The organism is Acetobacter sicerae (assembly GCF_011516765.1).
Lineage (GTDB): Bacteria > Pseudomonadota > Alphaproteobacteria > Acetobacterales > Acetobacteraceae > Acetobacter > Acetobacter sicerae.
The window spans coordinates 221,454-247,426 of record NZ_JAAABN010000003.1; the positions used below are offsets into that span (position 1 = coordinate 221,454).

26 protein-coding genes are annotated in these 25,973 nt (G+C 59.2%); 18 read left to right on the plus strand and 8 right to left on the minus strand.

Annotation, left to right across the window (positions count from 1 at the left end; translation table 11 throughout):
* Positions 1-65 precede the first annotated feature (65 nt).
* The 4 genes from queG (at position 66) to GVI59_RS05175 (ending at position 2,763) form a co-directional block, all read left to right on the plus strand.
* Entirely contained in the window at positions 66-1,184 is a 1,119-nt protein-coding gene (gene queG, locus GVI59_RS05160) for a tRNA epoxyqueuosine(34) reductase QueG (protein ID WP_173573227.1), read from the plus strand.
* The gene (locus GVI59_RS05165) at positions 1,181-1,450 is read left to right on the plus strand and encodes a ribbon-helix-helix domain-containing protein (RefSeq protein ID WP_173573228.1); all 270 of its coding nucleotides are present in this window, start codon (positions 1,181-1,183) and stop codon (positions 1,448-1,450) included. Before queG ends, GVI59_RS05165 begins: the two co-directional genes overlap by 4 nt.
* A gap of 208 nt (positions 1,451-1,658) precedes the next feature.
* On the plus strand, positions 1,659-1,835 hold the full coding sequence (locus GVI59_RS05170; protein ID WP_173573229.1) for a hypothetical protein: 177 nt from the start codon (positions 1,659-1,661) through the stop codon (positions 1,833-1,835).
* A gap of 100 nt (positions 1,836-1,935) precedes the next feature.
* On the plus strand, positions 1,936-2,763 hold the full coding sequence (locus GVI59_RS05175) for a TerB family tellurite resistance protein (protein WP_173573230.1): 828 nt from the start codon (positions 1,936-1,938) through the stop codon (positions 2,761-2,763).
* Positions 2,764-2,850: 87 nt separating this feature from the next.
* Here GVI59_RS05175 and GVI59_RS05180 read toward each other — a convergent pair whose 3' ends face one another.
* From GVI59_RS05180 to GVI59_RS05190, 3 genes are all read right to left on the minus strand, one after another.
* On the minus strand, positions 2,851-3,666 hold the full coding sequence (locus tag GVI59_RS05180; protein WP_242012954.1) for a siderophore-interacting protein: 816 nt from the start codon (positions 3,664-3,666) through the stop codon (positions 2,851-2,853).
* 27 nt (positions 3,667-3,693) lie between these two features.
* Entirely contained in the window at positions 3,694-4,308 is a 615-nt protein-coding gene (locus GVI59_RS05185; RefSeq protein WP_173573232.1) for a PadR family transcriptional regulator, read from the minus strand.
* Positions 4,309-4,475: 167 nt separating this feature from the next.
* Positions 4,476-5,558: a glycosyltransferase gene (locus GVI59_RS05190; protein WP_338422067.1), complete on the minus strand. Its 1,083-nt coding sequence runs from the start codon at positions 5,556-5,558 to the stop codon at positions 4,476-4,478.
* 233 nt (positions 5,559-5,791) lie between these two features.
* Between GVI59_RS05190 and GVI59_RS05195 the strand changes: the two genes are divergently transcribed.
* Positions 5,792-6,028: a (2Fe-2S)-binding protein gene (locus tag GVI59_RS05195; protein WP_173573233.1), complete on the plus strand. Its 237-nt coding sequence runs from the start codon at positions 5,792-5,794 to the stop codon at positions 6,026-6,028.
* Positions 6,029-6,188: 160 nt separating this feature from the next.
* Here GVI59_RS05195 and GVI59_RS05200 read toward each other — a convergent pair whose 3' ends face one another.
* Together GVI59_RS05200 and guaD are read right to left on the minus strand one after the other, a co-directional pair.
* Positions 6,189-7,892, minus strand: coding sequence for an OprO/OprP family phosphate-selective porin (locus tag GVI59_RS05200; RefSeq protein ID WP_173573234.1), 1,704 nt, complete (start codon positions 7,890-7,892; stop codon positions 6,189-6,191).
* Between the two features lie 120 nt (positions 7,893-8,012).
* Positions 8,013-9,350, minus strand: a complete 1,338-nt coding sequence (gene guaD, locus GVI59_RS05205; protein ID WP_173573235.1) for a guanine deaminase — start codon at positions 9,348-9,350, stop codon at positions 8,013-8,015.
* 202 nt (positions 9,351-9,552) lie between these two features.
* Here guaD and GVI59_RS05210 point away from each other — a divergent pair, with 202 nt between their 5' ends.
* The 3 genes from GVI59_RS05210 (at position 9,553) to GVI59_RS05220 (ending at position 14,415) form a co-directional block, all read left to right on the plus strand.
* Positions 9,553-10,584 (plus strand): ion channel, encoded by a 1,032-nt coding sequence (locus GVI59_RS05210; protein WP_173573322.1) that lies wholly within the window; start codon positions 9,553-9,555, stop codon positions 10,582-10,584.
* Positions 10,585-10,934: 350 nt separating this feature from the next.
* Positions 10,935-13,373: a membrane-bound PQQ-dependent dehydrogenase, glucose/quinate/shikimate family gene (locus GVI59_RS05215; RefSeq protein ID WP_173573236.1), complete on the plus strand. Its 2,439-nt coding sequence runs from the start codon at positions 10,935-10,937 to the stop codon at positions 13,371-13,373.
* Between the two features lie 226 nt (positions 13,374-13,599).
* The gene (locus tag GVI59_RS05220) at positions 13,600-14,415 is read left to right on the plus strand and encodes a transporter (protein WP_242012963.1); all 816 of its coding nucleotides are present in this window, start codon (positions 13,600-13,602) and stop codon (positions 14,413-14,415) included.
* Between the two features lie 111 nt (positions 14,416-14,526).
* On the opposite strand, the gene GVI59_RS05225 is transcribed toward GVI59_RS05220, so the two are convergent.
* The 3 genes from GVI59_RS05225 to GVI59_RS05235 all read right to left on the minus strand — a co-directional run bounded on the left by GVI59_RS05225 (position 14,527) and on the right by GVI59_RS05235 (position 17,100).
* Positions 14,527-15,966: a glucoamylase family protein gene (locus GVI59_RS05225; RefSeq protein WP_173573238.1), complete on the minus strand. Its 1,440-nt coding sequence runs from the start codon at positions 15,964-15,966 to the stop codon at positions 14,527-14,529.
* A 421-nt stretch (positions 15,967-16,387) separates the two neighbouring features.
* Entirely contained in the window at positions 16,388-16,810 is a 423-nt protein-coding gene (locus GVI59_RS05230) for an EVE domain-containing protein (RefSeq protein WP_173573239.1), read from the minus strand.
* On the minus strand, positions 16,807-17,100 hold the full coding sequence (locus GVI59_RS05235) for a YciI family protein (protein WP_173573240.1): 294 nt from the start codon (positions 17,098-17,100) through the stop codon (positions 16,807-16,809). Before GVI59_RS05235 ends, GVI59_RS05230 begins: the two co-directional genes overlap by 4 nt.
* A gap of 216 nt (positions 17,101-17,316) precedes the next feature.
* On the opposite strand from GVI59_RS05235, the gene GVI59_RS05240 reads away from it, so the two are divergent.
* The 10 genes from GVI59_RS05240 to GVI59_RS05285 all read left to right on the plus strand — a co-directional run bounded on the left by GVI59_RS05240 (position 17,317) and on the right by GVI59_RS05285 (position 25,734).
* On the plus strand, positions 17,317-18,099 hold the full coding sequence (locus GVI59_RS05240) for a heme ABC transporter permease (protein ID WP_173573241.1): 783 nt from the start codon (positions 17,317-17,319) through the stop codon (positions 18,097-18,099).
* Positions 18,096-18,254, plus strand: a complete 159-nt coding sequence (locus GVI59_RS05245; protein ID WP_173573242.1) for a hypothetical protein — start codon at positions 18,096-18,098, stop codon at positions 18,252-18,254. The genes GVI59_RS05240 and GVI59_RS05245 overlap by 4 nt, the downstream gene beginning before the upstream one ends.
* Positions 18,251-18,763: a cytochrome c maturation protein CcmE gene (ccmE, locus tag GVI59_RS05250; RefSeq protein WP_173573243.1), complete on the plus strand. Its 513-nt coding sequence runs from the start codon at positions 18,251-18,253 to the stop codon at positions 18,761-18,763. Before GVI59_RS05245 ends, ccmE begins: the two co-directional genes overlap by 4 nt.
* Before the next feature lie 193 nt (positions 18,764-18,956).
* Positions 18,957-20,936, plus strand: coding sequence for a heme lyase CcmF/NrfE family subunit (locus GVI59_RS05255; RefSeq protein ID WP_173573244.1), 1,980 nt, complete (start codon positions 18,957-18,959; stop codon positions 20,934-20,936).
* Positions 20,933-21,526, plus strand: coding sequence for a redoxin domain-containing protein (locus GVI59_RS05260; RefSeq protein WP_173573245.1), 594 nt, complete (start codon positions 20,933-20,935; stop codon positions 21,524-21,526). Before GVI59_RS05255 ends, GVI59_RS05260 begins: the two co-directional genes overlap by 4 nt.
* Positions 21,527-21,549: 23 nt before the next feature.
* Positions 21,550-22,008 carry a cytochrome c-type biogenesis protein gene (locus tag GVI59_RS05265; RefSeq protein ID WP_173573323.1) on the plus strand — a complete coding sequence of 153 codons (459 nt, stop codon included), beginning with the start codon at positions 21,550-21,552 and terminating at the stop codon, positions 22,006-22,008.
* 48 nt (positions 22,009-22,056) lie between these two features.
* Positions 22,057-22,785: a c-type cytochrome biogenesis protein CcmI gene (gene ccmI / locus GVI59_RS05270; RefSeq protein WP_173573246.1), complete on the plus strand. Its 729-nt coding sequence runs from the start codon at positions 22,057-22,059 to the stop codon at positions 22,783-22,785.
* 234 nt (positions 22,786-23,019) lie between these two features.
* A complete protein-coding gene (gene metX, locus GVI59_RS05275) occupies positions 23,020-24,231 on the plus strand; it encodes a homoserine O-acetyltransferase MetX (RefSeq protein WP_173573247.1) in 1,212 nt (403 codons plus the stop codon).
* A 1-nt stretch (position 24,232) separates the two neighbouring features.
* The gene (gene metW / locus GVI59_RS05280; RefSeq protein WP_173573248.1) at positions 24,233-24,835 is read left to right on the plus strand and encodes a methionine biosynthesis protein MetW; all 603 of its coding nucleotides are present in this window, start codon (positions 24,233-24,235) and stop codon (positions 24,833-24,835) included.
* Positions 24,832-25,734, plus strand: coding sequence for a BadF/BadG/BcrA/BcrD ATPase family protein (locus tag GVI59_RS05285; RefSeq protein ID WP_173573249.1), 903 nt, complete (start codon positions 24,832-24,834; stop codon positions 25,732-25,734). The genes metW and GVI59_RS05285 overlap by 4 nt, the downstream gene beginning before the upstream one ends.
* Positions 25,735-25,973 lie beyond the last annotated feature (239 nt).

Here is a 25,973-nt window from a genome sequence, read left to right on the forward strand (position 1 = left end):
AAAAGGCGACGCCCAAAACTTTTATTTTCATTATGTAGAACCAGTCCATTACAGAGCGAGCCGGGATGCCTTCCTCCTCTCCCACATTGATGCACAGGCTTGTCGACCGGCTGGAGGTCAAGGCGCGGGAACTGGGTTTTCATGCCTTTGGAATCTGTCACGCGGATATCGGTGCGGAGACTGGAGACCGTCTGCGGGACATGATTGCGCAGGGACACCACGGCACGATGACGTGGATGGCCGAGCGGGTGGAATCCCGGGCGCATCCCAACGGATTATGGCCGGAAGCCCGCAGCGTGATTTCTCTCGGCCTGTCCTATGCGCCGGAGGGAAATCCGCTGGCCACGCTTGCTGACAGGGCATGCGGCAATATTTCGGTCTATGCCCGGAACCGGGATTATCATGACATCATCAAGGGGATGCTCAAGCATCTGGCGCAGTATCTGGTGGCGGAAACCCGGCGGGCCGAGCTTGAGGCGGAGGTGAAGGTTTTTGTCGATACCGCGCCTGTGCCGGAAAAGGTTTTGGCCGAACAGGCCGGGCTGGGCTGGCAGGGGAAGCATACCAACCTCGTTTCGCGGGATCATGGAAGCTGGCTGCTGCTGGGTGAAATCTACACAACGCTCGAACTGCCGCCGACACCTCACCGGGCGGGGCAGTGCGGGAGCTGTTCCCGCTGTCTGGAAGTCTGTCCGACGAACGCTTTCCCCGCGCCCTATCGGCTGGACGCGCGACGCTGCATTTCCTATCTCACCATCGAACATGCTGGTCCCATTCCCCACGAATTCAGGGAAGCGATGGGAAACCATATCTATGGCTGTGATGACTGCCTGTCCGCCTGTCCATGGAACCGCTTTGCCGAGGAATCGCAGGTGATGAAGCTGAAGGCCCGGGAAGATCTGATCTCGCCCCGCCTGTCGGAGTTGGCGGCGCTTGATGATGCTGGTTTCCGCGCCCTGTTTTCAGGCTCGCCGATCAAGCGGATCGGACGCAACCGCTTTGTGCGGAATGTGCTCATCGCCATCGGCAATTCAGGGGATGGTGCGATGCGCCCGGCAGCGGAGAGATTACGGCATGACCCTGATCCGGTCGTGGCGGAGGCAGCGGACTGGGCGGTGGAACGGCTGGCGGGACAGGCAGCGCGTGCGTTTTCGTCTTTGACGTCGGAAAGTCAGGGATCGTGACCCGCCATCTTCTCAAGCGCAGCCTCATTCTCTCGGGGCATGGCACCAGTGTGGCGCTGGAGCCGGAATTCTGGGCTGTGCTGGATGAAATGGCGCAGCAGCAAGGTCAGACAATTGGCAAACTGGTGGAAACCATAGACGGAAAGCGTGATCCGAATCGGCCTCTGGCGTCGGCATTACGTGTTGCAGCGTTGCAGGCCTCCAGATCAGATGCTGTTTCGCCTTTGGGACAGGATAGAGTCACGCCGTCGTCTCCCGATTTATGAAAACTGGCAGAAAAACCGCATTCCATAAGGAAGAATGGTAAAATCTGTCTGGGACGGCGCTCTCTGCCTCATCAGGAATGCGCAGTTTACCAAAATGAAGAACGCTCCAATTTCTTGTCCGATTAACCCTTCAGAAACCCCGGCACTTCTAGCGTCACGTGCCCGGAGAAAAAACGCTTCAAACCCTACGACCTCAGATGAGAAATCCATGTCAGGGAACATTCTACGCCTGCCGCATTGCCCCGAGGCCAGTCCGATGCTGATCTCCCATTCCCTGCTTCAGCTGGCTGACGTTGTCTGGCAGGCAGGTCTGCCGGGCCTTGCAAATGATCTGGTCGGTCTTGCTCATTCGGCCATTGACCGGTCTTCGGACACGACATCGTAAGACGGGAAAATGCCGGAAGTCCGGGCTTTGTCACGGAGGGCTGGCTGGCCTGACCACAAGGGGGCTTTAGTCCCCGCTGAAGTAAGGCTAGAGTCTCCGCATGGCTATCTGGGGCAAACTGTTCGGAACCGTGGCTGGGTTTGCGGTTGGTGGACGAATGGGAGCGGTGCTGGGCGCGGCTCTTGGGCATGCGGCTGATCGTGGGTCTCTTCTGGAGCCGCCGACGGGCGGCTGGAGTGATCGCTGGGCGGCCCGTGCGGCGCCTGATCCCAACAGTGCGGCGGCCTTTGTCGCGGCCAAGCTTGCTGCGGTAACGGGCAAGAAAGACCAGCTTTACGCGCTCTGCACCGTTCTGCTCTGCGCCAAACTTGCGAAATGCGATGCGCCGGTGAACCGCAAGGAAATCGATGCTTTCAAGTCGCGCCTGAGAATTCCGCCTGAAAACGCGCCGGAGGTTGGTCGTCTGTTCGATCTCGCCCGGCAGCGGACGGACGATTACGAGCGATTCGCCCGTGAGCTTGGTCAGGCTTACCGTGATGATCAGCTCATGCTTGAGGATCTGCTCGGTGTGCTCTTTTTCGTCGCACGGGCGGATTGCGCGAAAGATGAAGCCCTGCATCCGGCTGAAATCAGGTTCCTGAAAAATGTGCATAAGGCGTTTAGTCTGAGCGCGGGGGCCTGGAGCCGGGCTGAAGGTGGACGTTCCCGTCCGGCCATGGCCGAGAACGCCGCCTATGATGTGCTGGGGGTTTCCATAGATGCCTCCAATGAGGAAATCAGGGCCACATGGCGGACACTGGTGCGCGCCAATCACCCGGATGCGCTCTCGGCGCGCAATGCCTCGCAGTCTGAAATTGATGCGGCGGTTGTGAGGATTTCCCGTATCAACGCGGCATGGGACGTTATCAAACGGGATCGTGGTCTGTAGAGTCAGATCTGCTGTCAGGTGCAGATAACGGAAAAATCTTTTCAGGCATCGACTTTTTGTAAAACAAGGCGATACCCGAAAACTTTTTCAGTCTTCCACACGCCCTCCACCGTCCGTCGCGCCAAGTCGCCAGTACCCCGCAGCGCGAATGTGGTCTCGCGTCATGCCTTTTTCTTCGATGAGCAGCGCGCGGAGCTGTCGCGCAGTTTCGATTTCGGCGCCGATCCAGACATGCAGATCATCTGACGGCGGGGAGTAGCTTTTTAAAGCCTCCTGAAGAACGGTCGATTTTCCAGCTTCGACACCATTTCGGGGTAACCAGACAATGCGGGCGTCGGCCCTGCTCACCAGCGGGCGCTCTTCTCGCTCGTCCGCAACCTCGATCATGGCCGTGACATGAGTGCTTTCCGGCATTTCTTCCAGTCGACGTGCGATGGCGGGGAGTGCGGTCTGATCACCGATCAGCAGATAATGCGCGTAATTTTCGGAAACAACGAAAGAACCTTTCGGGCCGCCGATACCGAGTGTCTGGCCGGGTTTCGCCTGAGCCGCCCATGTCGTGGCAGGGCCGTCACCATGCAGGACGAACTCGATGGCAAGTTCATTTGCCTCTGGTTTGAAAAAACGCGGTGTATAGTCACGCATGATTATGGATGGTGAGGCGGTGCGCGCGGGGCGTCCGCCCGTATCCACATCCGGCAGGACGGGAGCGTCCTGTCCAGGCAGGGGAAAGAACAGTTTGACATGATCGTCGGCTGCGGCCGAACTGAAATCATGCAGGTCATCGCCTGTAAAAATGATGCGGCGCATCAGCGGTGAGAGCTGTTCGACCCGTGCGACACGCGCCATACGCAGGCGCACGGGCTGGCGGACGCGCAGAGGCGTCCGGGACAATGAGTTCATGCGCGTCTCCATTGAAAAGAGTCTGAATTATTCAGGTTTGTTGAGAATTTCGGCTGTGGCGCGCTTGAGGATGGCGATGATACGCTTCTTTTCTTCAGGACCACATCCGCGCTGACGCATCATGGCCTGTTTGAAAGCATGCCGGGCTTCGTGAAATTCGTCGGAAGCACGCGGGTCTGCATCGTCGACACCCGAGAAGGCATCCCGCACCTCGCCCATACGGCTGCCGATCCGCTTCAGGGTTTCGAGGATGCCCTCAGCCTGTTCCCGGCTTGCTTCGAGAAAAGCCTTGCCTTCATCGGTCAGCGTATAAAGTTTGCGGTTGCCTTCCGGAGACGCCGTGACCTGACCGGTCTCATCAAGGTAGGTGAGGGCAGGGTAAACCATGCCGGGGCTTGGTGCGTAAAAACCACCGGATTTTTCTTCAAGAAGACGGATCAGCTCATAACCGTGCGCGGGCTGGGTTTCCAGCAGCGCTAGAAGCACCAGTTGCAGTTCGCCGGAACTGAGTTTGCGTCCGGCAGGGAAATCGCCTCTGCCGAAACCGTGACGGGAGCCGCCACCGAACTGGCGACGGCCTTTAAAATGTTCGCCTCCTGCATGGCGGGAGGAACGCTGTTTGGATTTATGCTCTTTAAACATATCTTACGATATATATGTTTTAAGATATAACTCAAGACTGTTTTTGTGACGTTGCGTTCATAAATATTGCTGAGTGTAACGGCCGGCTTTTGCCGGTTCGTTGTTCTGTCCGCAGAATATTCTTCTTCTGAACAATCCCAGCGCCAACCGCAGACAACGCGAAGGGTTCAGACAGACGCCAGACACGCGCCGTAGATTGCCCGCCAGCGGTCGATCACGACCTTCGGCGTAAAGCCGTGCTCGTAATTGGCAAGTCCCCCGGAGACAATCCGTTCTCTCAGGATGCTGTCACCCAGTACGGACCGGATGGCGTCGACAAGCGCCTGGAGATCGTCGATCGGCGTCAGCATGCCGTTTTCGCCGGTGCGAATGTAAGCACGCGGACCTGCGGCAGCGCAGGCGACCAGAGGTGTTTTTGTGGACCAGGCATCCAGAATGACGGTGCCGAAAGGCTCGTAGCGTGAGGGAAGAACGCAGATATCGCATGCCGCCAGAAGAGCGCCCCGGTCTGTCCGCCATCCTGCAAAGCGAATCCGGTCGATCACGCCTTCCTGTTTCGCCTGCTCTTCCAGAGCTTCACGCAGCGGGCCTTCACCCGCCATCCACAGGTAACAGTCCGGCAGTTGCTGCATGGCCGAGATCAGCGTCTCCAGACCTTTCGCCGAATGCAGGCGTGAGAGTGTCAGCAGAATCCGTGCGCCTTCCGGGGTGTCGAGTTCCGAGCGCGGGAGTGCGGGGGCAGGCGTCACCGAGGAAAAGGTTGGTGCAGAGAAGATGCGGTCTGTCGCCGTGGCTTTGTCGGCGGGATGCCAGTCCGGATCGGCGCGCATCCGCTCCGCGATATCCGGCGTGCAGCCCACGAGATGCGTGCAGTGCGCGTAGGGTTTGAGGTCGCGGTAGTTGCCGAACCACCCGATGACGGGACGGTTGCCGGAAAGATGGCTGGCGTTGGCGGGCATGCTCGCGGCGGCGCGGCGCATCCAGCAATGGACGATGGAGGGTTCAAGGCGGCGGATCAACTGGGTCATGCGCCACTTTCTCCACAGAGGAAAAGGCGGCTTCAGAGTGTCGGTATCGATGGTGAGACCCGCGTCCTCAAGTTCTTTCAGGCGTGGGCAGTCGGGATGAAGAACGACGGTCTGTCGGACGCCAGCCCTGTGCAGACCCAGCATGACGTCAGTGGAATACAGTTCGGCGCCGCCGTGACCGCGTGCCGCCATGACCTGTAGAATGTGCGGAGCGTCCCTCACATCACCTCCCTCAAAACTGTTTCGGGTGACATATCTGCCTGATGGATGGAAAACGAAAGGTGAAATATTTGTAAGGGGAAAAGAATGTGCGGTCTTTCCCGGATATCCGGCGTGTGACCAGACGCGTGTCATGCCCTGAAAGCACTTTTTCAAATTAATTGACAGAAACGTTATTGCGAAGCGTTCTCATCCTCTGCTAGCGTGCCCTTGCGTTAAGGCTATGAGGCACGTGGATGTATATCTGCTCCTGTAACGGGCTGACCGATCATGATGTAAGCGCTGCGGTGGAAGCCGGAGCGACACGACCAGTAGAAGTCTATGCGGCTCGAAAATGTCGGGCTCAGTGCGGCAACTGTGTCAAAGGCGTTGTCTGCATTCTTCGTGAGGCGTTGAAGCAGCGCAATGCAGCCGCCGCCATGGCGTCCAGGGAAATTGCCGCGCAGCAGGATGGTTCCCGCGCCGTCGCCTGATCGCTTCTGAATTTCAGTTTATGAAAATACAAAAGGCAGGGAGTTTTCACTCCCTGCCTTTCTGTTTGTGATCAGACGGTCGGAACGGTTGGAGAATCGGACCGCATCACACGGATAAAAAAGGAGCGGGGTATGTCCCGCTCCTCCTTGTCGTGGCAGATCAGAAAGCGGCCTGCACACGGGCGGCGACGGAGTTTCCGTTGCGGCCTGCGATGTTGACGAGACCGTCGTTCTTGGTCCGCTGGTCGATGAAGTGGTTGTAGTCCAGCATCACGCGGAAGTGGCGGTTCGGATACCAGTTCAGACCACCCGACCAGACGATCTGGTTGCCACCACGGATGCCTGTGGCGGAGTTGGGCTGGCTGTTGAGATCCGTTTCACTGTAACGACCGGTGATTTCAAGCGCACCCCAGTGACCGGTGGCAGGGTTGAATTCCTGGTTCTCTTTCACACCCGGAGCGGCGAAAGCGCCTTCCTTGTAGTTGTAGGCACGCGGTGTGCCGAACAGGATGTAGTTCGCGGCCACATACCAGCCGCCAAAGTTCAGGTTGCCGAGAGACTGGCCTGAAGCGTTGTGCGAGCGGTTTACACCGATGTGATAATATTCACTCTTGATGACGAGGCTTTTCCAGCGAAGGCCAACTTCAGGACCGGCTGCCCAGACCTGGGACACATTGGTGATCGCGCCGGTGCCGAGCAGGCTGTCTTCGCCAAGGTTGACTTCAGGACGCTGGCTGAGCGTGAAGGAGCGGCCGTGCGTGCCATTGTTCGGCTTGAAGGCCGAGATGGCGGAAATGCCGAGATGCAGATCCCAGTCCTTGGTTGCGACAGGACGACCCGCGACACGGAAGGTGCCGCCCGTCTGGCTGTCGCTGACCGCGCCATCGCCACCGTAGTAACCGCTGGCGTTACGTCCACCGAACTGCTGACCCGTGAAGTAGGCGCCAATCCACCAGCGCTTTTCGTAGTGCAGACCGCCGATCGAGAAGCGCGCATCGCTGGCTGCGATGTTACGCACGATGTCGGTGATGCCCGGACGCTCCATGAGCTCGAATTCGTTCGTGCTTTCGGAGTCTTCCTCGGTCACGCGCGGCTGGAAGTAACCGACCGTCAGGATGGTGTTGCGCAGGCCGGCGTAGTTCAGGTTCGCTTCGTAAAGACCGACGGTGCCGTCGTTGTTGCCTGCACCGAAGTCAGGCGTGACGTTGGCGACCCAGTCCTTGTAGCGGAAGGTGAACGGAATACGCAGACGACGTGCGTTCGACGTGAAGCCGTTGAACTTGCCTTTGGCTTCGCCCGCCTTGGGGCTCACGCCCATGAAGCCACCGAAGTCTTCATGGAAAGCGAGGCCGATCGAGAAGGCATACTTGCCGTCTTCGGACTGGATGGTCGGACGGCCGTTCGGGAAGCCGATCTTCATGCCGCCAACCTGCACGACTTCCGTGTCGGCGGAAGCGCGCTTGAAATCTTCCCACGAGCTGGTGATGCCGCGATCGGAAGCCGGGCGACCATCGCCTGTGGCGTGATAGTTGATCTTCGCAGGCTGGTTGAACGCGATGCCGGCTTCCGGAGAGCCGTTATAATCGTTCGGCGTATGGGCGGCCGCTGCGTGAGCGTTTTTCCATGAGTGAGCTTCGCCGCGATCGGAAGCCGGCCGACCGTCATGGTTGGTCGGGAACGTGTTCCGGTGACGCAGCTCGGAGCGCATGCTCAGCATCTCATGGCGCATTTCGGCCATTTCACGACGCAGCGCTGCAACTTCTGCGCTGTCAGACGTTGCAGCATGTGCGGGGGACACTGACAGGGCTGATGCTCCGCTCAGTACTGTCAGCGAAAGAAGTAGGAAACGGGAGGACAGGGTCATCTCTCTCTTGATCCGGAGCCGTGGGATGACGCCCTGTTAATCTCTGCTCACGGAAAACGGCGTGAAGCTTGAATGACACAGGTATTTCAGTTTTGTTGCACTGGCGGAATTCTGCGGTTTCTAGCCGTATAAAGAGCCGTTTTCGCGCGTATGGACGCACGCCCCACCCACCCATGTGGCTAAAATGCAACGCTCATCGCCGAGGGTCATCAGGGTAAAAAGCAGCTCTTCGATGCTTTCACAGCGGGAAGCCCTGTAATCGAGCAGGGGAAAGGCATGTGGATCGAGCACGCACAGATCTGCCTCCATGCCCGGCGCAAGCGTGCCGATTCTGTTGTCCAGATGCAGGGAACGGGCTCCGCCGGCGGTCGCCAGCCAGAAAGCCTGCGCCGGATGCAGCGAATTTCCGGTCAGTTGCGCGACCTTGTAGGCTTCCCCCAGTGTCCGGAGCTGGGAGAGGGAGGTGCCTGCGCCGACATCGGTGCCGAGCCCTACGCGCACCGGGCGTTCTGGAGACAGTACTTCGAAAAGTTTGAAGAGACCGCTGCCAAGAAACAGATTGGAAGTCGGGCAGTGCGCCAGACCTGCCGCGCTTTCATGGCAACGACAGAACTCCTTTTCTCCAATATGGACGCCATGACCGAAGATGCTGCGGGGACCGACCAGTCCGGCATGATCATAGACATCGAGATAGGATGAGCGCTCCGGAAACAGGCGGGCGACGGTCTCGATCTCATTCAGATTCTCGGAAAGATGTGTCTGCATGAAGAGCCCGTCATGCTGGCGGAGCAGATGACCGGCAGCCTCCAGCTGTTCGGGAGTGCTCGTGATCGCGAAGCGCGGCGTGACGGCGTAGGACAGCCGTCCCCTGTCGTGCCAGCGCCCGATAAGCGCCGCTGAATCATCGTAGCCGGTTTGCACCGAGTCCCGCAGGGTGTCGGGGGCGTTGCGATCCATCAGCACCTTGCCCGCGATCATGCGTGCGCCGATCCGTTCAGCCTCCATAAAGAAGGCGTCCACTGACTGCGGATGAACCGTGCAGTAAACGGCGGCGGTCGTCGTTCCGGCGCGTAACAGTTCACCGAGAAACCGTTGAGCGGTGTTCCGTGCCACCACCGGATCCGAAAACGCGGCTTCCGCAGGGAAGATATACTGGTCCAGCCACTCCAGAAGCTGCCGCCCCCATGATGCGATGACCGGTAGCTGCGGGTAATGCACATGGGTGTCGATGAAGCCTGCCGAGATCAGGGCGTCGCCGTAAGAGACAACAGTCGTATCTTTCTCCAGCGTGTCACGGAGTGTTGTATAGGGGCCGACCTGAGTGATCAGGCCACCTTCCATGATGACCAGCCCGTCCTCTTCCACCAGCAGGGCCCCGGACGGCGGGACGTTGAATGGATTGTCCCGAAAGGTGACGATACGGCCCCGGACTGCGGATTGAGTGCGGCTGGATGTCATTCACGCATTCTCCTGTCTGACGTGAGAACGGACCCGAACAGTCGTGTGGGACCGGCTTTTCAGAGGATAGGAAGTTTTCCGCCAAATAGGGAATGCGGGGGTTCCATGCGCAGGCTTCGGTAGTCGGAAGTCGGGCATGCCGGTATGGGAGGAGAGGGGCGGCGCGGCCTGTTTTCCGTGTCTTTTCATCCTTGAAGAGGGCATGATGAAGCGGATCTGGCGGCGACTGAATGAACAGCGTTCCTCCTCAATGCAGGAAGAGGGAGAGCGGCAGGAGGCTTCAGCGCATTCATCGACCGCCGGAGAAAACTCAGGAAAGACGAAAAAGCATATTTCCACGAAGGAGGCGATACGCCGTTTCCGGACCCATGCGCTCGACGAAAAGAAGCATGCCGATGTGGTGCGTGTCGGTGTGCAGGACGCGCTCTGGTCGGACCTTTATCATCACGCCCTGACGGCCAGCTGGGCGGCCTTCACTTTCTGGGCGTTCGTATCCTATGTGCTGGTGAACCTGCTGTTCGCCGTGCTGTATGCGCTGGTCCCCGGCGAGGTGACGGGCCCGCATCCCCTGTCATTTCTAGACCTGTTCTTTTTCAGCGTGCAGACGCTCTCGACCGTCGGGTATGGCGGCATGGTGCCGAGCGGTGTCGCCGCCAACGTGATCGTGTCGTTCGAGGTGCTGTTGGGCATGATGGTCAATGCGCTTGCCGCTGGTGCCGTCTTCGCCCGAATTGCCCGTCCCCGCGCGCGGATCATTTTCAGCAACCGGGCGGTCGTGTCGGATGAAAACGGTGTTTCCGCCCTGTGCATCCGCATCGCCAACTGCCGCCGCAGCCTTATCCTGTCCGTGGATGTCGAGGTTGCGTTGTCACGGCTGATCGTCACGCATGACGGTCATCTGGAGCGGCGCTTCGAACCTCTCACTCTTGTGCAGGCTCATGTGCCGGTGCTGCGCTTCGCTTTCGTGCTGGCGCATGTCGTGACAAAGACGAGTCCGCTGCATAGCTGTTCCCTGCAGGAACTGCAGGCGGAAGAAGCCGAGATCATCGTGACGGTCACGGGCACGGATGAGGCCATGGGACAGACGGTGTTCGCCCGGACAGCCTATGCGTTTGACAAGGTCCTGCACAATCACCGGTTTGTGGACATCATTCACACGCGGCCGAGCGGCGGTCTGGCTGTGGATTATTCAAGGTTCCACGATATCGAGGCGCACGCCCCGTCTCAGGACTGAGGGGTGGTTTCTGTTCATGCGGCAGGGTGCTGCATGAGAGGTATGAGATCGAATTCATCTCGATGTCATACAGCGCTAAAATCGGGCGTCGCTGCGATTTTTCTTTTTATAAACAATAAAAAACAGAAAGACACTGGTGCTTTTGGCGCCAGTGGACTGCTCAAAACTGTATCATATCCGATACAGTTTTAGACATGAAAAAACACACTTCTGTGATCGTTGAGCCAGAATGCTTGTTTTGGAAATGGCCGTTGCGGTGAATGCTTCATCTGTCCGCGCAGCCTTTTGTTTCGTGTTCGAAAATATTTTTCTGGGCATATACATTGGACTGCAGAAGAAAGAAAAAAGAAATGCAGACAAGTGGCATGAAGTTATGGTCAGTCATAACCTCTGTTATTTTTGGAATTGTAGGTTTATTCCTTTTGTTGGGAGGAATTAAACTTCTTTTTCTTGGGGGTTCGTGGTTTTACGCTCTGGCAGGACTCGCCATGCTGGCCGCAGCTGTTCTGGGATTGCGGAAGCCACAGACGGCAATGCGCCTGTATGCGGCGTTTCTGCTGCTGGCGACTGTCTGGGCGCTGTTTGAAGTCGGTTTTGACATCTGGGGGCTGGAAGTCCGCCTTCTGACACTTGTGGGTCTCGGCGCGTGGCTGCTGATTCCGGGTGTCTGGCGCTCAGGCCCGGCCTGGCTGGCCGACAAGCGGGAAGTGCTCGGGGCGCTGGCGGTGTCCTGCCTTGCGCTGGTTGCGAGCTGCTTCTCGTCCTATTCCATCAACGGCACGGTGCAGGCCGATCGTATGGCCGCCAGCCTGCCCGACCTGCATGACGATGTGGCCGCGGGTGACTGGCAGTATTATGGGCGTAACGCCCAGGGGCAGCGTTATACGCCGCTCGACCAGATCACTCCTGCCAATATCAGCAATCTGAAGCGGGCATGGGTCACACATACCGGCGATACACAGCAGACCGGTGAAGATGTGGTGGCCGGACCGGATGCGGGTCACGAGTTCAATCTTGAACTGACCCCCATCAAGGTCAAGGACACTCTTTATATCTGCACGCCGCATAGCTGGGTGATGGCGCTGGACGCCAGGACCGGCAAGGTCAAATGGAAGTACGATCCGAAGCCGGCGAAGGCCGATCTGGATGCGAACGTGTATCTCGCCTGTCGTGGCGTGTCCTACTACCGCATTCCGGACGAAATCCAGACGTCGTGCCGTGAGCGCATCTATTCACCTGTTGCCGATGCCCGCATCGTTGCGGTCAACGCCGAGACCGGTCAACCCTGCGATGACTTCGGCGACCACGGCTTCATTTCCATGCGTGAATACATGGGCAATGTGCCGCTGGGCTTCCACTTCATCACGTCGCCCCCGATGGTCATGAAAAACCGTCTGATCACAGGCGGCTGGATCTTTGACAATCAGGCCAACTTCGAACCGTCAGGCGCCGTGCGCGCCTTCGACGCCACCACAGGCAAGATCGCCTGGGTATGGGATGCAGGCCACAATCCCGAGACCTGGACTCCGGGGCCGGGTGACATGCTCACGCGTGACACGCCGAACGCATGGGGTGTCTACACGGCTGACCCCGAACTTGGTCTGGTCTATTTCGGCACGGGTAACGCGCCGCCGGACAACTGGGGCGGTTCACGTCGTCCGTTCGATGACGCAACTTCCAGCGCGACTGTGGCCCTTGATATTGTGACGGGTGAACGTCGCTGGCTCTATCAGACGGTCCACCATGACCTGTGGGACATGGATATTCCGAGCGGGCCGACAATGGTTGATCTGCCGGATGCAAGCGGTCAGACCGTTCCGGCTCTGGTGCAGAGCACGAAGCGCGGTGAGTTCTTCGTTCTCGACCGCCGTACCGGTCAGCCGGTTCCGGGTTATCCGGTCGAGGAACGTCCTGTTCCGACAGCCGGTCATGCGCCGGATGATCGCGTCAGTCCGACGCAGCCTTATCCGGCCGCCATGCCGAGCCTGACGCCAGCGGACCTCAAAGAGTCCGACATGTGGGGCGCAACCCTGCTGGACCAGCTGCTGTGCCGTCTCGAGTATCGTGAGTCGGCCTATGAGGGGCAGTTCACACCGCCGCACGTTGGCAAAACCACGATCGTCTACCCGGCGTTCTATGGTGTTGTTGACTGGCAGGGCATCACCATCGACCCGGCCCGCAAGCTGATGTTCGCCAACGCCAGCTATCTGCCGTTCCGTATCAAGCTGGATCATCGTACCGGTCTTGAGAAGGCAGGCGTGCTGCCGAAATGGCAGGGCGAAGGCAACGAACCCGCGGCGAAGGGCAACGCTCTGGCCATCTCGCCAGATTACGGCACGCCGTATGTCGCCTACACCAACCCCTGGCTGAACCCGCTGCAGATTCCCTGCAAGGGACCGATCTGGGGCACGCTGACCGCGATCGACCTCGTGACGAAGAAGATCGTATGGCAGCATCCTGTCGGCACGACACGTGACACGGGTCCTTTCCGGACGCACAACAATCTGCCGCTGCCCACGGGCATGTATAACATCGGCGGAAACATTGTGACCAAGGGTGGACTACTGTTCATGGGCGCGACTGCGGATGACTATCTGCGTGCGTTCGATGTCGCCACGGGCAAGGTGATCTGGAGAGACCGCCTGCCGGCTGGTGGTCAGGCGACTCCCATGAGCTATGAAGTCGACGGCAGGCAGTACGTGCTGATTGCTGCCGGTGGTCATGGTGGTCTGGGTACCCGTTCAGGCGATTACATCCTCGCCTACACACTGGACGGCGCTGCGAAGTAACAAGGCGCAGGGACGGACAGAAGCGGCGGTAGTCGTCCGCTTCTGTCCGTCATCTCTTCTGTTTATCTGAACTGGTTTCAACAAGGAGTGCGTAAGTCACACTGGTGACTCATGCCCTCCTGACTATTCCGGAATGAAATCAATGCACTCTACAGAAAGCGCATTCTGGCGCCGTCGGCTGGTGCCATGTGTTCTGGCTTCGGCTGCTCTCAGCTTTGTTCCTGTCATGCGTGCGAAGGCTGCGGATGTCACGCTCGGGATCATTGGTCCGCACGAGTATGACCTGCCGGTCGATTTCAAGCCTTTCAACGTGCTGGTGCAGTACGGTGATGGCAATGCTGCCGGTAATTACTACAATTCCGTCGGTCAGCGTAAACCCGGAGAAGGCAGTCATACCTGGTCCGGTATGACGAAATATGTGCATTTCCGCACTTTCGACGCCATTCCCCATGTCGGCTTTGCTTTCGAAATTATTCAGACGGAAAACTACACTCTTGCCAATGGCACCAACTATGGTGGACTTGGCCCGACGATTGTGGGGCCCGCCGCGTGGTTCAAACCGAACGCACACAGTACGGTCGGCATACAGACCTTCTTGCAGACCAATTCAGGTACGCGTGATTCGCTGACGCCGGGTTACTGGTCGAACATTTCCAGTATTATCTTTGATTATGAATGGAAACATTTCAGCTTCGATGGTGACGTCGGAACGGTTGTGGGCGGTGGGAAGCACAAGACTGGAGAACACAGCTATTCTCCGGGCGTGGTGTTCTACAGCAATCTGCGTTTCAGCTGGAAAGCCACCAGGCTTGTCGAGCCATTTTTTGCGTTTGACTGGCAGAATGTGACCGGCACCTATGACAGGACGGCGGATCGTTATGTGGATGATTCCAATAGCCGGGAAGTCGCGCTTGGTGCCGGTATCATGTTTAATATTTCTCGGGATTTCAGTCTGACAGCGCGATACAGTCATTCCGTGGACGGGCGGAATGTACCGGAAAGCAACGCTTATTACATCAAGCTTGTCTATCTCTGGCCCTGAAGCCTGATTATGAAACTGCTTTTAAATAAGGCAGAGGTTTTTGATGAATGTTTTTACAAAAATCTTCAGTGAGCATCGCCTTTCCGAAAAAGACGATGCTCTGTAAGCCTCTTATTCTGAGTGAGAGTTTTTCGTCTCCAGCCATCCGCCGGAAAATCCGGCGCGTTGCAGGCCTGTGCGGATATACGGGTTGCGCTTCATGACATTCCACACAAACCCGTCCCGCCAGTTTTCGATCATGAGCAGAATAGGCCCCTGATCGATTCCGACATACTCCCGATCAGACCAGAATGTTTTGCCATCCTGAAAGCTGGGATTGAAGGCGTCGACAAAACCGTATTTGCCGTAAACCTGTTTTCCATACCGGCTTTTCATCTCGCGTATGGCGGGGAGCACAATTTCCGGTGCGAAGGCGATGGAACCGATGGCGGCGGTGGGAGCGATCGTTCCATCATCCTGTACATAGTCCCGGCCTGTCCCACGGGCGACATACGACATGAAGCGCTTGTCCTTGCCGTCCACCTTCTGTGTGATTTCACCGGGACCATCGGAGGCGGTCAGTCCCCAGACAGTCGCGCTGTAATCGTGCCACCCGCCGGGATTGGCCATGGCGTAGGCACGTTGGGCATAGGCCGCGCGACGACTGTTCTCGAAATAATCAACACTTTTTCCACGGACCCATTCATCCTGAATGCCCCGGAAGTCAATCCAGGCATGGCTGTACTGATGCCCGAAAAGGGGAGCGAAATTCAGGAAGGTCTGGCCGTAATACTCGCCCCAGCGCTTGTCATTGGTGCTGAGCCATGCCTGCCACGATGCCGGGGTCAGGGCATGATCATGCTCGGGCGAACCCAACCCGAGGATGTAGGCCATCATGCCTTCGCTGTAGCCTTCCCAGTAATTCGGGATGAACTGGTGCTCTGGCCCCCAGCCCATGCTCAGGCGATTGTCGGGGCGTTTCATCCACTGCCAGTCAACCCGTTTGTAAAGGCTTTCAGCCAGACTGCGGATTTCCGTTTCCTGTGGTGTATTCCGGTCATAGAAACTCTGCGAAAACAGAATGCCCTGCATCAGAAGCGCCGTGTCGATGCTGGAAAGCTCAATGTCCGGGTTCAGGCGCAGTCCTGTTTTCGGGTCAAGGAAGTGATAGAAAAATCCGTGAAACCCGGAGGCCTGATCCCTGGAGGCATTTTCGGGTAGGTGGGACAGATAACGCAGGGTGGTCAGCGTGCGCTCGGCGGCCTGTTCCCGTGTGATGTAATGGCGCTCGGCCCCGATGCCGTATGCTGTCAGACCGAAGCCGATGGATGCGACGCTGTCGAAGGTCTGCGGGGAGGGGTAGCGATCGGGGATCAGCCCGGTCTGCGGGTCGGCGGCCTCCCAGAACCAGAGAAAGGTGCGGTGCTCCAGGTCATCGACCATGGCGCGATCGCCCGTGGTCATTCTGACGACCGAGGGAGGGGCCGCTGTCTGGTTGGCCTGTGCCTGAGAGGAGAGACCTGCAAGTATCAGGCTCACTGCGCAAAGTCGGGATTTACGAGCGATAGTCATTCTGCTTCCTGTGTGACCGTTTGTTCCGGGCCAGCGAACAAACGGGCAGACAGTAGACTAGCCTCTGCTTTTAACGAAGCGCATGGCTCCCATTGCGGGGCGATTTTTACACTTTATGACAAAGAGAGTGTTGCTGCGCGCTTTCTCTGCGTTGTGGCTGTTTTGCTGGTGTTATGTAGGCTTCACCTGAATGCCAAACGCATAAAGCGGTTTAAGCGGTGTGTTTCTGATACAGATGGTCAATCGTTTGGCGCAAGAAACAAGATCAGACGCGGAGAGAAAGCGGGCTTCTCTCCTGCACCCGGAAGGGGGCACATCCCCCTTCATCTCGTGTTGTTTGCCAAAGCGGGATCAAAGGGCCTGAGTCCTTTGTGGGGGGGCGGGGCAAAGCCCCGAAATATCGCCCCAGCAGGACAGACACTTATTTCTCCACCCAGCCGCCCATCCCGCACAGGATTCCCCAGTGTTCTTCCGACACAGGCACGACGGAAAGGCGGGACTGCCTGACCAGAGCGAGTTCGGCCAGATCGGGGGAAGCCTTGATCTCTGCAAGCGTTACCGGGCGGGGCATGGGACCGACGGCCTTCACATCCACACAAACCCATGACTCGCTTTCGGCGGACGGGTCCGGATAGGCCTCCTTCACAACCTCGACCACACCGACAATCTCACGCCCGACATTGGAGTGGTAGAAGAACGCGCGGTCACCTTTCTTCATGGCCGCGAGATTCTTCTTCGCCTGATGATTGCGGACACCGGTCCATGGCTCGACGTCGTTGACGACCTGCTCATCCCACGAGAAGGCGTCGGGCTCCGATTTGACCAGCCAGTAGTTCCGGCTCATTCGGCCAGTTTTCCGTCACGGAAAACCGTGCGCAGGGGGCGGATGATCACGCTTTCAAACAGGCCTACCTTTGCATACGGGTCGGCGGCGGCGAAGCCTTCGGCTTCCGCCTTGTCCGCGGCTTCCAGCATGACGATGCTGCCGGAGGGCTTGCCGTCCGGCCCCATCATCGGTCCGGCGAACTGGATGCGGTCGACATAGGTCTTGAGGAAGGCGAGATGATCCGGCCGTGTGGCCGAGCGGGTTTCGAACTGGCCGGGTTTGTCGGTGCAGATGATGGCGAACAGCATAGGGGGCTCCGGGTTGAAATGAGGGAGTGCCGCCCATGCAGCGGGCACCCCGTGCCAATATCCGCATGATAGTGTAGGAAGACAGCCCGCACGACCCCCTGCATGATCATCAGGGCCTGATTGCGTGCCGTCTTCCGTGCTCGCGGGCGGTGCGCCATAAGGAATGGTTTACCCACATGGGCGTATTGATGCGCCCTGCCAATGAACGGACGGACCTTGAGCGCGACGCCGACACTGACAGAGCGGGCCGGAGCCCTGTTTCACCGCTATGCCAACCCCGGCCGCTTTCTGCGTCTGGGCGACAGGATACAGCCCTGGCTGACATGGTCCGCCGTGATCATCACGCTGATCGGGTTGAGTTGGGGGCTGTTCTTCTCCCCGGCCGACTGGCAGCAGGGTGACTCGGTGCGGATCATGTACGTACATGTTCCCTGCGCCTGGCTGTCGTCCTCAGGCTATTTCGCGCTGGCAGTCTGTTCAGTGCTCTCTCTGGTGTGGAAGCATCCGCTGGCGGACCTTGCCGCTGTCGAGATCGGTCCGGTCGGCGCATGTGTAACAGCGACGTGTCTGGCGACCGGGTCGCTGTGGGGCAAGCCGATGTGGGGCACATGGTGGGTCTGGGACGCCCGGCTGACTTCCGTGCTGGTGCTCTTCTTTCTCTATCTCGGTCACATCGCCCTGATCCACGCCTTCGACGATCAGCAGCGCGGCTATCGTGCGGCGGCTATTCTGGCGCTGGCCGGAGCGGTGGATCTGCCGATCATCAAGTTCAGTGTGCAGTGGTGGAATACGCTGCATCAGCCCGCCAGCATCACCCTGACCGGCGCGCCGACCATGTCCCAGACCATGCTCTGGCCCCTGCTGATTTCCACTCTCGGTTTCACGCTGGGCTTTGCCGCGATTGTTGTTGCACGTCTGCGGGCCGGTGTGATGGAAAGCCGTATCCGCAGTCTGCTCTCAAGCCCGCGTCGGGCTTCATCCGGGGAAGCATCCGCATGACCCACCTGCCTTATATTCTGGCGTCCTACGGGTTGGCGGGGAGTCTGGCTGTCATCCTGTCCGTCGGGGCGGCGCTGCGCCTGAAGCGTGATCGGGTCAAGCTGGCGTCGCTGGAAGCAGCCCGGGGTCGGTCGCAGGGAGGAAAACGCGCATGAAGCGTAAAACCCGTCGTCTCTGGCTTGTCATTGCCTGCGTGGCCGGACTTGGCACCGCCGCCGGTCTGACGCTTTCGGCCTTTTCCTCCAACATCCAGCTTTTCATGGCCCCGTCTCAGGTGGTGGACCATCCTCCGGCGGCGGATCGCACGATCCGGCTTGGCGGCATGGTCGTGGCGGGATCGGTGAAGCGCGAGCGTCAGGGCGAGACCCCGATCAACCTGTTTCAGGTGACGGACGGGCAGGCGGCGGTGACCGTACGCTTTGAGGGGATTCTGCCGGACCTGTTCCGTGAGGGACAGAGTGTGGTGGCCGTGGGGTCTCTGGAGCCTGACACGACCTTCGTGGCGTCCGAAGTGCTGGCCAAGCATGACGAGACCTACATGCCGAAGGAAGTGGCGGAAGCATTGCAGAAATCGGGGAAATGGAACCCGAAATTCGGCCCGCCGCCCGATGCTGCAAGCTGGAACGCCATGACCGGCAAGGATACAGCGGCCGGGAAGAACTGATGCCTTCCCATTGTCTGGTTTCCAGAAGCACCCCCTTCCCGGCGGAGGCTGGCGTTCCGCGCCGTAGGAGACGGAGTGGTTCCGATCCCCTTCTGATTCATTTTCATGCACGGTTTCCGGAGGCGCGCCTCTGGCGGGGACTGAGGGGCAGAGCCCCCATTTCCTGTTTGTCCAAAAAGAGAAGTGAGGCCTTATGAGCCCCGAACTTGGTCGTTTCGCGCTGGCGCTGGCCTGCGTGTTCGCGCTGGCGCAGGCTATCCTGCCGATGCAGGGCGCACGCAGGCGTGACCGTCGTCTGATGGCGCTCGCACCCGGTCTGGCGCTGGGACAGCTCATAGCGCTGGTCGCCTCCTTTCTCTGTCTCGTGAATGCGGCGGTGACCAACGATTTCTCGGTGGCGAACATTCTTGAGAACAGCTCGGTGACCAAGCCGCTGCTCTACAAGATCACCGGTGTCTGGGGAAACCACGAAGGGTCCATCCTGCTCTGGGCGCTGATCCTTGGTATCTGTGGTGCTGCGGTGGCGGCGTTCGGTCGGAACCTGCCGTCGGCCCTGCGGGCGCGGGTGATTGGTGTGCTGGGTGGCGTGGCCGCCGGGTTCGAGCTGTTCTGCCTGACGACCTCTGATCCATTCGACCGGGTCTGGCCGGCGCCGCTCGACGGACAGGGTATGAACCCGCTGTTGCAGGACCCCGGTCTCGCGTTCCATCCGCCGATTCTCTACACGGGCTATGTCGGTTTCGCCGTGCCGTTCGCCTTCGCGATTGCGGCGCTTATGGAAGGTCGGGTCGATGCGGCGTGGGGTCGCTGGGTGCGTCCATGGGCCGTGGCGGCATGGTGCTTCCTGACCTGTGGCATCGCGCTCGGGTCATGGTGGTCTTATTATGTACTCGGCTGGGGCGGTTACTGGTTCTGGGACCCGGTGGAGAACGCCTCGCTGATTCCGTGGTTGTCCGGAACGGCGCTGATGCATTCGGCCATCGTGGTCGAGAAGCGCGAGGCGCTGAAGATCTGGACTGTCCTGCTGGCCATCGGCACGTTCTCCTTCTCGCTGTCCGGCACCTTCCTCGTGCGTTCAGGCATCCTCAATTCGGTCCATGCCTTCGCGCAGGACCCGGCGCGCGGCATCTTCATTCTTGCCCTGCTGGGGCTGGTCATCGGCGGCTCGCTGACACTGTTCGCATGGCGCGCGCCCTCGCTGACCACTGGCGGCCTGTTCGCTCCGGTCTCGCGTGAGGGCTCGCTGGTGCTGAACAACATCCTGCTCTGCTCGATCTGTGCGGTGGTGCTGACCGGCACGATGTATCCGCCCTTCATGTCGCTGCTGTTCGGCAAGACGATCTCGGTCGGCAAGCCGTTCTTTGACGCAGCGACTATTCCGCTGGCCATTCCGCTATTCATCTTCATGGGATTCGGCCCGATGCTGCCATGGAAGCGGGCGCAGCTCTGGCCGGTTCTCAGGCGGCTCTGGGTGGCTGCGCTGGCCACGCTGGCGGCGTTCGCCGTGACGGTGATTGGTCTGTCCGGCGTGCTGCCGATCCTCTGCGCGACGATGGCGGTGTGGATCATCGGTTCAAGCCTGACGGATATCTCCAACCGTCTGGCGCTGTTCCGGGTGTCACTGTCGCAGAGCATCCAGCGGGCGAAGTCCCTGCCGCGTTCGGCGTTCGGCGCGGCGCTGGCGCATATTGGTGTGGGCGTGAGTGTGCTGGGGCTGGCGGTCATGTCGCAGGCCCAGCACAAAATTGTCGAGGTGCATGTCGGCCAGAAGGAAGACCTTGCCGGATATGAATGGACCCTGACCGATGTCCGGACGGTGCCGGGGCCGAACTATATGGCCATGGTGGCGACCATCGAGATTCGTCACAACGGGCATCTGATGACGGTCATGCATCCGTCCAAGCGCAGCTTCAATTCGCAGAACCAGACGACGACCGAAGTGTCGATCCACACCAATGGCCTGTCCGATCTGTATGGTGTGATTGGCGACAAGCATGGACCGGACAGCAATCCGACCTATGTCCTGCGTCTGCATTACAATCCGCTGGCGCCGTGGATGTGGTTCGGGGCGCTGATCATGGCGATGGGCGGGGCGCTGTCCCTGTCCGATCGTCGTATGCGCGTGGGCGCTCCGAGACGGGCTCCGGCCCCAGATGTGGTGGCAGCAGAATGAGCAGTGAACAGACTCCCCCAGACGATCAGAATGTTGTCACGCGCCGGCGTTTGCTGCTCGGCGTTCCGCTGCTGGGTGGGGCGGGAATCTGCGGTGTGGCGTTCTGGAAAATGCTGGCCGGGATGCAGACCGGGTCGTTCAATCCGCACGACATCAATGCGCCTGTAACCGGGCGTCCGGTTCCTGATTTCACGTTGCCGGACCAGACGCCCGGCACAGGGTTTGCGACCGCTGATCTGAAAGCGCTGACCAGGCCTGTCCTGATCAATTTCTTCGCGTCATGGTGTATTCCCTGCATCGCGGAGATGGAGGCTCTTCTTACGCTTCAGAAGCAGCTGCCGATCTGGGGCGTGGCGTACAAGGACAAGCCGGAGAATGCGGCGGGGCTGCTGAAGCATGCCGGTAATCCCTATGCCCGTATCGGCAGCGATCGGGAGGGACGGGTGGCTATCGACTGGGGTGTGTCCGGCGTGCCTGAAAGCTTTCTGATTGCGCCCGGCGGCATGATTGTCTGGCACAGCGCCGCCGGTCTCGACAGCCCCGAGGTGCGTGACAGCCTGAAGAATGCGCTGAAGGCTGTGGGCGGATGAAGGCGCTGTTCCATGGAAAGCAGATGTTCAGGCTGAAGACGGGTTTGCTGCTGGTCTGCCTGTCTGCGCCCGTCATGGCGTGGGCGGTCGATGATCCGTCCGAAATGCTGCCTGATCCCAAGCAGGAACGGCAGGCCGAAGCGATCGGTGCCCAGCTCCGCTGTCTGGTGTGTCAGAACGAGTCGATCGAGGACAGCAGCGCCGGGCTGGCGCGGGATCTTCGCAAGGTGGTGCGCGAGCATGTCGCCAGGGGGGAGAGCAGCCAGCAGGTCATCGACTGGATGGTGGCGCGATACGGCAACTTCATCCGTCTCAGTCCACCTGTGACGATCGCCACGCTACTGCTCTGGGGCATGCCAGTTCTGGCCCTGCTGATCGGCATTGTGTCCGCGGTGATGATTTTTCGCCGCCGCACGGCGACGCCCGAACCGCTGAGCGAGGCCGAGCGGGCGCGGCTCAGGGAGCTTGGCGATGGCCGGTAGCGTCTCTGGAAATCTCTCTTCTGTTGTCTCTTGCCGCAGGTGTGATTCATGATCTGGCTCAGCATTGCTCTTCTGAGCGCGATAACCCTGCTGCCCGCGGGCTTTACCCTGTGGCGTCGCGCTGTCGCCCGGGATGAACGGAGCACGGCGTTGGCGCTGCATGAAGCGCAACTGGTCGAGCTTGATCGTGACCTTGATATCGGCATGATTGCGCCGTCCGAGCATGGCATCGCCCAGCTTGAGATTCAGCGGCGGATTCTGGTCGCCGACCGGGCTCCGGCGAGCATGGTGGACCGGGCCGGACGTGTGAAAATCATTCTGGCTCTGGCGCTGATCCCGCTGGTAGCGATCGGGCTTTATTGGACGGGTGGTCATCCGGGTTTCCCGGCCCAGCCCCTGCAGCCTCGTCTGGAAGCGCTCGCTCAGCGTGACATGCGGGCGAACAAGGTCATCGATCAGCTCAAGGACGCCCTGTCGAAAATGTCGATGAGCGACCCGCAACTGAGGCAGGGGTACATTCTGCTGGGGCAGGCGGAGGCGTCGCGAGGGCATGAGCAGGCCGCCATGGACGCGTGGCGCAAGGCTCTCGAGCTCCGGTTCGAGCCGGATCTGGCGATCGAGCTGGCTGAAGAGCAGGTCCGGGCTGAAAAGCATATCAGCGCGGACAGTCTCGCGCTTTACCGGCAGGCTCTGGATGCGGCTCCGAAGGATGCGCCCTGGCGGCAGGCTGTCGAGCAGCGGATTGCGCAGGGTGAACATGAGCAGGAGCAGCCCTGAGGCTCTCTCGCTCCATTTCCTTATGATGTCACAAAAGAGTGCCGATACTTTTTGAGGGGCAGCTTTGAGAGGCAAAAACGCTTTGGTTACAAGAGTGTAAGCTCCCGCACGCTTGTCGCCGATGTCGTTTTGCGTGCAGTCTGCACACCCTTTCTGGAAAGAGACGTCCTGTCTCGTTCTTGATCCAGATGATTTTGGCCTTTATGTGGCGGTAATCTTTGGAAGCCCCGGTTTATGGACCAGACTGTCATTCCCTCTACGGTAGACCATACACGCGCCGTATTCCCGGAAGGGGTGGCGCTCGACTGCGGGTCCGTGCTTGCGCCGGTGGAGATTGCCTATCGGACGTATGGCACCCTGTCGCCTGAACGAAACAATGCGATCCTCATCTGTCATGCCCTGACCGGGGACCAGTATGTAGCCGAGACCCAGCCGGTGACGGGAAAGCCCGGCTGGTGGGGGCGCATGGTCGGGCCGGGCAAGCCGATTGATACGGACAGGTTTTTCGTCATCTGTTCGAATGTGCTTGGCGGCTGTATGGGGTCAACGGGACCGCGCTCGCTTCGCACGGTGACCGGCGAAAATGGCGTGAGCCGGGAAGAGCCGTGGGGGACCGACTTTCCGCCCATCACCATCCGCGACATGGTGCGGGCGCAGCGACTGCTCGTAAAACAGCTTGGGATCGACAGGCTCTTTGCGGTGATCGGCGGCTCCATGGGGGGCATGCAGGTTCTTGAATGGGCGGCGACCTACCCGGACATGGTCTTTGCGGCGATGCCGATCGCAACGGCGCCTTTCCATTCCGCCCAGAATATTGCGTTCAATGAAGTCAGTCGGCAGGCGATCTTTGCCGATCCGGACTGGCATGGGGGACGCTACTGGGAAACGGGCGCCATTCCCGCCCGCGGACTGGCTGTCGCACGAATGATGGCGCACATCACCTATCTTTCCGAAGAGGCCCTGACCCGCAAGTTCGGTCGGCGGGTGCGGCGGTGTGATGAACCGGTTGCCGGAAGCGCTTCCCCCGGCGCGTTATCCACATTCGGCGAGATCTTCGAGGTCGAGTCCTATCTGCGTCATCAGGGCTCGACATTCGTACGGCGCTTTGACGCCAATTCCTATCTCACCATCACCCGGGCGATGGACTGGATGGATCTGGGTATGGAGCATGATGGCGATTGCGCCGGACCGTTCCGGGAAACCAGGACCCGTTTCTGCGTCGTCTGCTTCTCTTCGGACTGGCTGTTTCCCACCTCCCAGTCGCGGATCATCGTCCGGGCTCTGACCCGGGCGGCGGCGAATGTTTCATTCGTCGAGATCGAAAGTGACAAGGGGCATGATGCGTTTCTTCTGGATGAGCCTGATTTCGACCGTACGGTTGTGGGGTTCCTGAGCGGGGCGGCGGAACATGCGGGCCTCTCCCCCCGGACGTTGAAAGGGCACTGAAATGCGTCTTGACCAGCGTCTGATTGCAAAGATGATCACGCCCGGCACGCGGGTTCTGGACATTGGCAGTGGCGACGGCACTTTGATCGACCATCTTTTTCGCACGCGGGAATGTGATGCGCGCGGGATCGAGATTGATATGGGAGAGGTTACGCGCTCCGTGGCGCATGGCCTGCCGGTGGTGCATGGGGATGCGGACCATGACCTCGCGCATTACCCCGATAACAGCTTTGACTATGTCGTGCTGCAACGCACGCTGCAGGCTGTTGAGCGGCCCCGCGAGGTTCTGCGTCAGATGCTTCGGATCGGGCGATACGCTATCGTCTCTTTTCCGAATTTCGGTCACTGGGAGATGCGGCTGAAGCTGCTGTTCAGCGGACGGATGCCGAACACGGCTGTCTGGCACACGCCCTGGTACGCTACGCCAAACATTCATCCTTGCACGATCAGGGACTTTCTCGCGCTCTGTGACGAGGATGGTTATCGCGTGCATGAGTGGATGGCGATTGACGAGGAAGGGGACCGCGCGCCCTGGCGGCGATCGATCCGTCTTGCAAATCTTTTTGGTGAGCAGGCGCTTTTTCGTCTCGGCAAAGGACGTTGACCGATCGGTCAACGCTTCTGGTCGCCATCGATGCAGGGGCGACCAAAACTGTCCTGCGTATTGCGACGCCTTCCGGGGAAGTGCTGGGTGAAGGGCGTGGTGGGCCTGCCAATATCGCAACATCCGTTGAGCAGGCAGCAAAGTCCATGGAAGCCGCATTGCGCAGTGCGATGCGGGCAGCTGATCTGGCCGACGATGCCTTGCATGATGGCGCAGTGAAATGGATTGCGGCAGCGGGTGCAGCCGGCGCTGAAGTTGCGGGGCGGCCGGAAAAACTGAAAGAGCTGCTCCCATATTTAACGATTTTTGATGTTAGAACAGACGCCTATACCTCCTGTCTCGGAGCGCATGGCGGCGCGGATGGTGCGATTGTCGCCATAGGCACGGGGAGTGTTGGCTATGCCATCTGTGGTGATCGTAATCATCGTGTCGGCGGATGGGGTTTTCCGCAGAGTGACGAAGGCGGTGGCGCCCGGATCGGTCTCGCTGCTGTTCGTCACATGCTTGCGGCCTCTGACGGTCGGATAGGTGAAACCGGCCTTTCTGTTTCTGTGAGACATTATCTGCAAGAGCTTGGTGCGGATCCCATGACGTGGAGTGTTGGCGCATCGGCGACGGATTTTGCCGTTCTGGCGCCAGTCGTTTTGCGGACTGCAAAAAATGGATGTGGAGCGGCTGCGAAACTTCTTGAGGATGCCGGACAGGATATTGCAGCGCTTGTGGATGCCCTGTTGAAAAGAGACGGATTTTCAGAACTGCATGTCGCTTTTTCGGGTGGTCTCGCGTCGGAGCTTTTGCCCTGGTGCCCTCAGGCTGTCAGGGACAAAGGTGTATTATGTCAGGGAACATCTCTTGATGGCGCGATGAAGCTTGCCATGGAAAGGGCCCGTATGATGTAAGCGATTCTCTTCCTGTTTTCTGCTGTCATCGGGATTTCCCTTCATGGAGGAGTAAAACCTTCAAATATGCTGTGTTTCGAAGTGTGAATCCGGCATGTGTGGCTTGAGTGATGGCAAAAAATGATGTAGAACTCGTACAGTTTCTGTGAACAGCTTGTTAAAAAAGCTATGCGATCAGTCTCATGTAAATTGTTTAATATACCTCCAGAAACAGCGGAATAATGGCTGTAGCCTTCCCG

Bases quoted from the DNA above. Each gene is read 5' to 3' on its own strand.
- GVI59_RS05225 (WP_173573238.1), bottom strand. From the start codon at position 15,966: ATGACTATCGCTCGTAAATCCCGACTTTGCGCAGTGAGCCTGATACTT.
- GVI59_RS05180 (WP_242012954.1), bottom strand. From the start codon at position 3,666: ATGAACTCATTGTCCCGGACGCCTCTGCGCGTCCGCCAGCCCGTGCGC.
- GVI59_RS05220 (WP_242012963.1), top strand. From the start codon at position 13,600: ATGCGTGCGAAGGCTGCGGATGTCACGCTCGGGATCATTGGTCCGCAC.
- metW (WP_173573248.1), top strand. From the start codon at position 24,233: ATGCGTCTTGACCAGCGTCTGATTGCAAAGATGATCACGCCCGGCACG.
- GVI59_RS05200 (WP_173573234.1), bottom strand. From the start codon at position 7,892: ATGACCCTGTCCTCCCGTTTCCTACTTCTTTCGCTGACAGTACTGAGC.
- GVI59_RS05245 (WP_173573242.1), top strand. From the start codon at position 18,096: ATGACCCACCTGCCTTATATTCTGGCGTCCTACGGGTTGGCGGGGAGT.
- GVI59_RS05210 (WP_173573322.1), top strand. From the start codon at position 9,553: ATGATGAAGCGGATCTGGCGGCGACTGAATGAACAGCGTTCCTCCTCA.
- GVI59_RS05170 (WP_173573229.1), top strand. From the start codon at position 1,659: ATGTCAGGGAACATTCTACGCCTGCCGCATTGCCCCGAGGCCAGTCCG.
- metX (WP_173573247.1), top strand. From the start codon at position 23,020: ATGGACCAGACTGTCATTCCCTCTACGGTAGACCATACACGCGCCGTA.
- queG (WP_173573227.1), top strand. From the start codon at position 66: ATGCCTTCCTCCTCTCCCACATTGATGCACAGGCTTGTCGACCGGCTG.
- GVI59_RS05195 (WP_173573233.1), top strand. From the start codon at position 5,792: ATGTATATCTGCTCCTGTAACGGGCTGACCGATCATGATGTAAGCGCT.
- ccmI (WP_173573246.1), top strand. From the start codon at position 22,057: ATGATCTGGCTCAGCATTGCTCTTCTGAGCGCGATAACCCTGCTGCCC.
- GVI59_RS05185 (WP_173573232.1), bottom strand. From the start codon at position 4,308: ATGTTTAAAGAGCATAAATCCAAACAGCGTTCCTCCCGCCATGCAGGA.
- GVI59_RS05175 (WP_173573230.1), top strand. From the start codon at position 1,936: ATGGCTATCTGGGGCAAACTGTTCGGAACCGTGGCTGGGTTTGCGGTT.
- guaD (WP_173573235.1), bottom strand. From the start codon at position 9,350: ATGACATCCAGCCGCACTCAATCCGCAGTCCGGGGCCGTATCGTCACC.
- GVI59_RS05265 (WP_173573323.1), top strand. From the start codon at position 21,550: ATGTTCAGGCTGAAGACGGGTTTGCTGCTGGTCTGCCTGTCTGCGCCC.
- GVI59_RS05215 (WP_173573236.1), top strand. From the start codon at position 10,935: ATGCAGACAAGTGGCATGAAGTTATGGTCAGTCATAACCTCTGTTATT.
- GVI59_RS05260 (WP_173573245.1), top strand. From the start codon at position 20,933: ATGAGCAGTGAACAGACTCCCCCAGACGATCAGAATGTTGTCACGCGC.
- GVI59_RS05230 (WP_173573239.1), bottom strand. From the start codon at position 16,810: ATGAGCCGGAACTACTGGCTGGTCAAATCGGAGCCCGACGCCTTCTCG.
- ccmE (WP_173573243.1), top strand. From the start codon at position 18,251: ATGAAGCGTAAAACCCGTCGTCTCTGGCTTGTCATTGCCTGCGTGGCC.
- GVI59_RS05255 (WP_173573244.1), top strand. From the start codon at position 18,957: ATGAGCCCCGAACTTGGTCGTTTCGCGCTGGCGCTGGCCTGCGTGTTC.
- GVI59_RS05235 (WP_173573240.1), bottom strand. From the start codon at position 17,100: ATGCTGTTCGCCATCATCTGCACCGACAAACCCGGCCAGTTCGAAACC.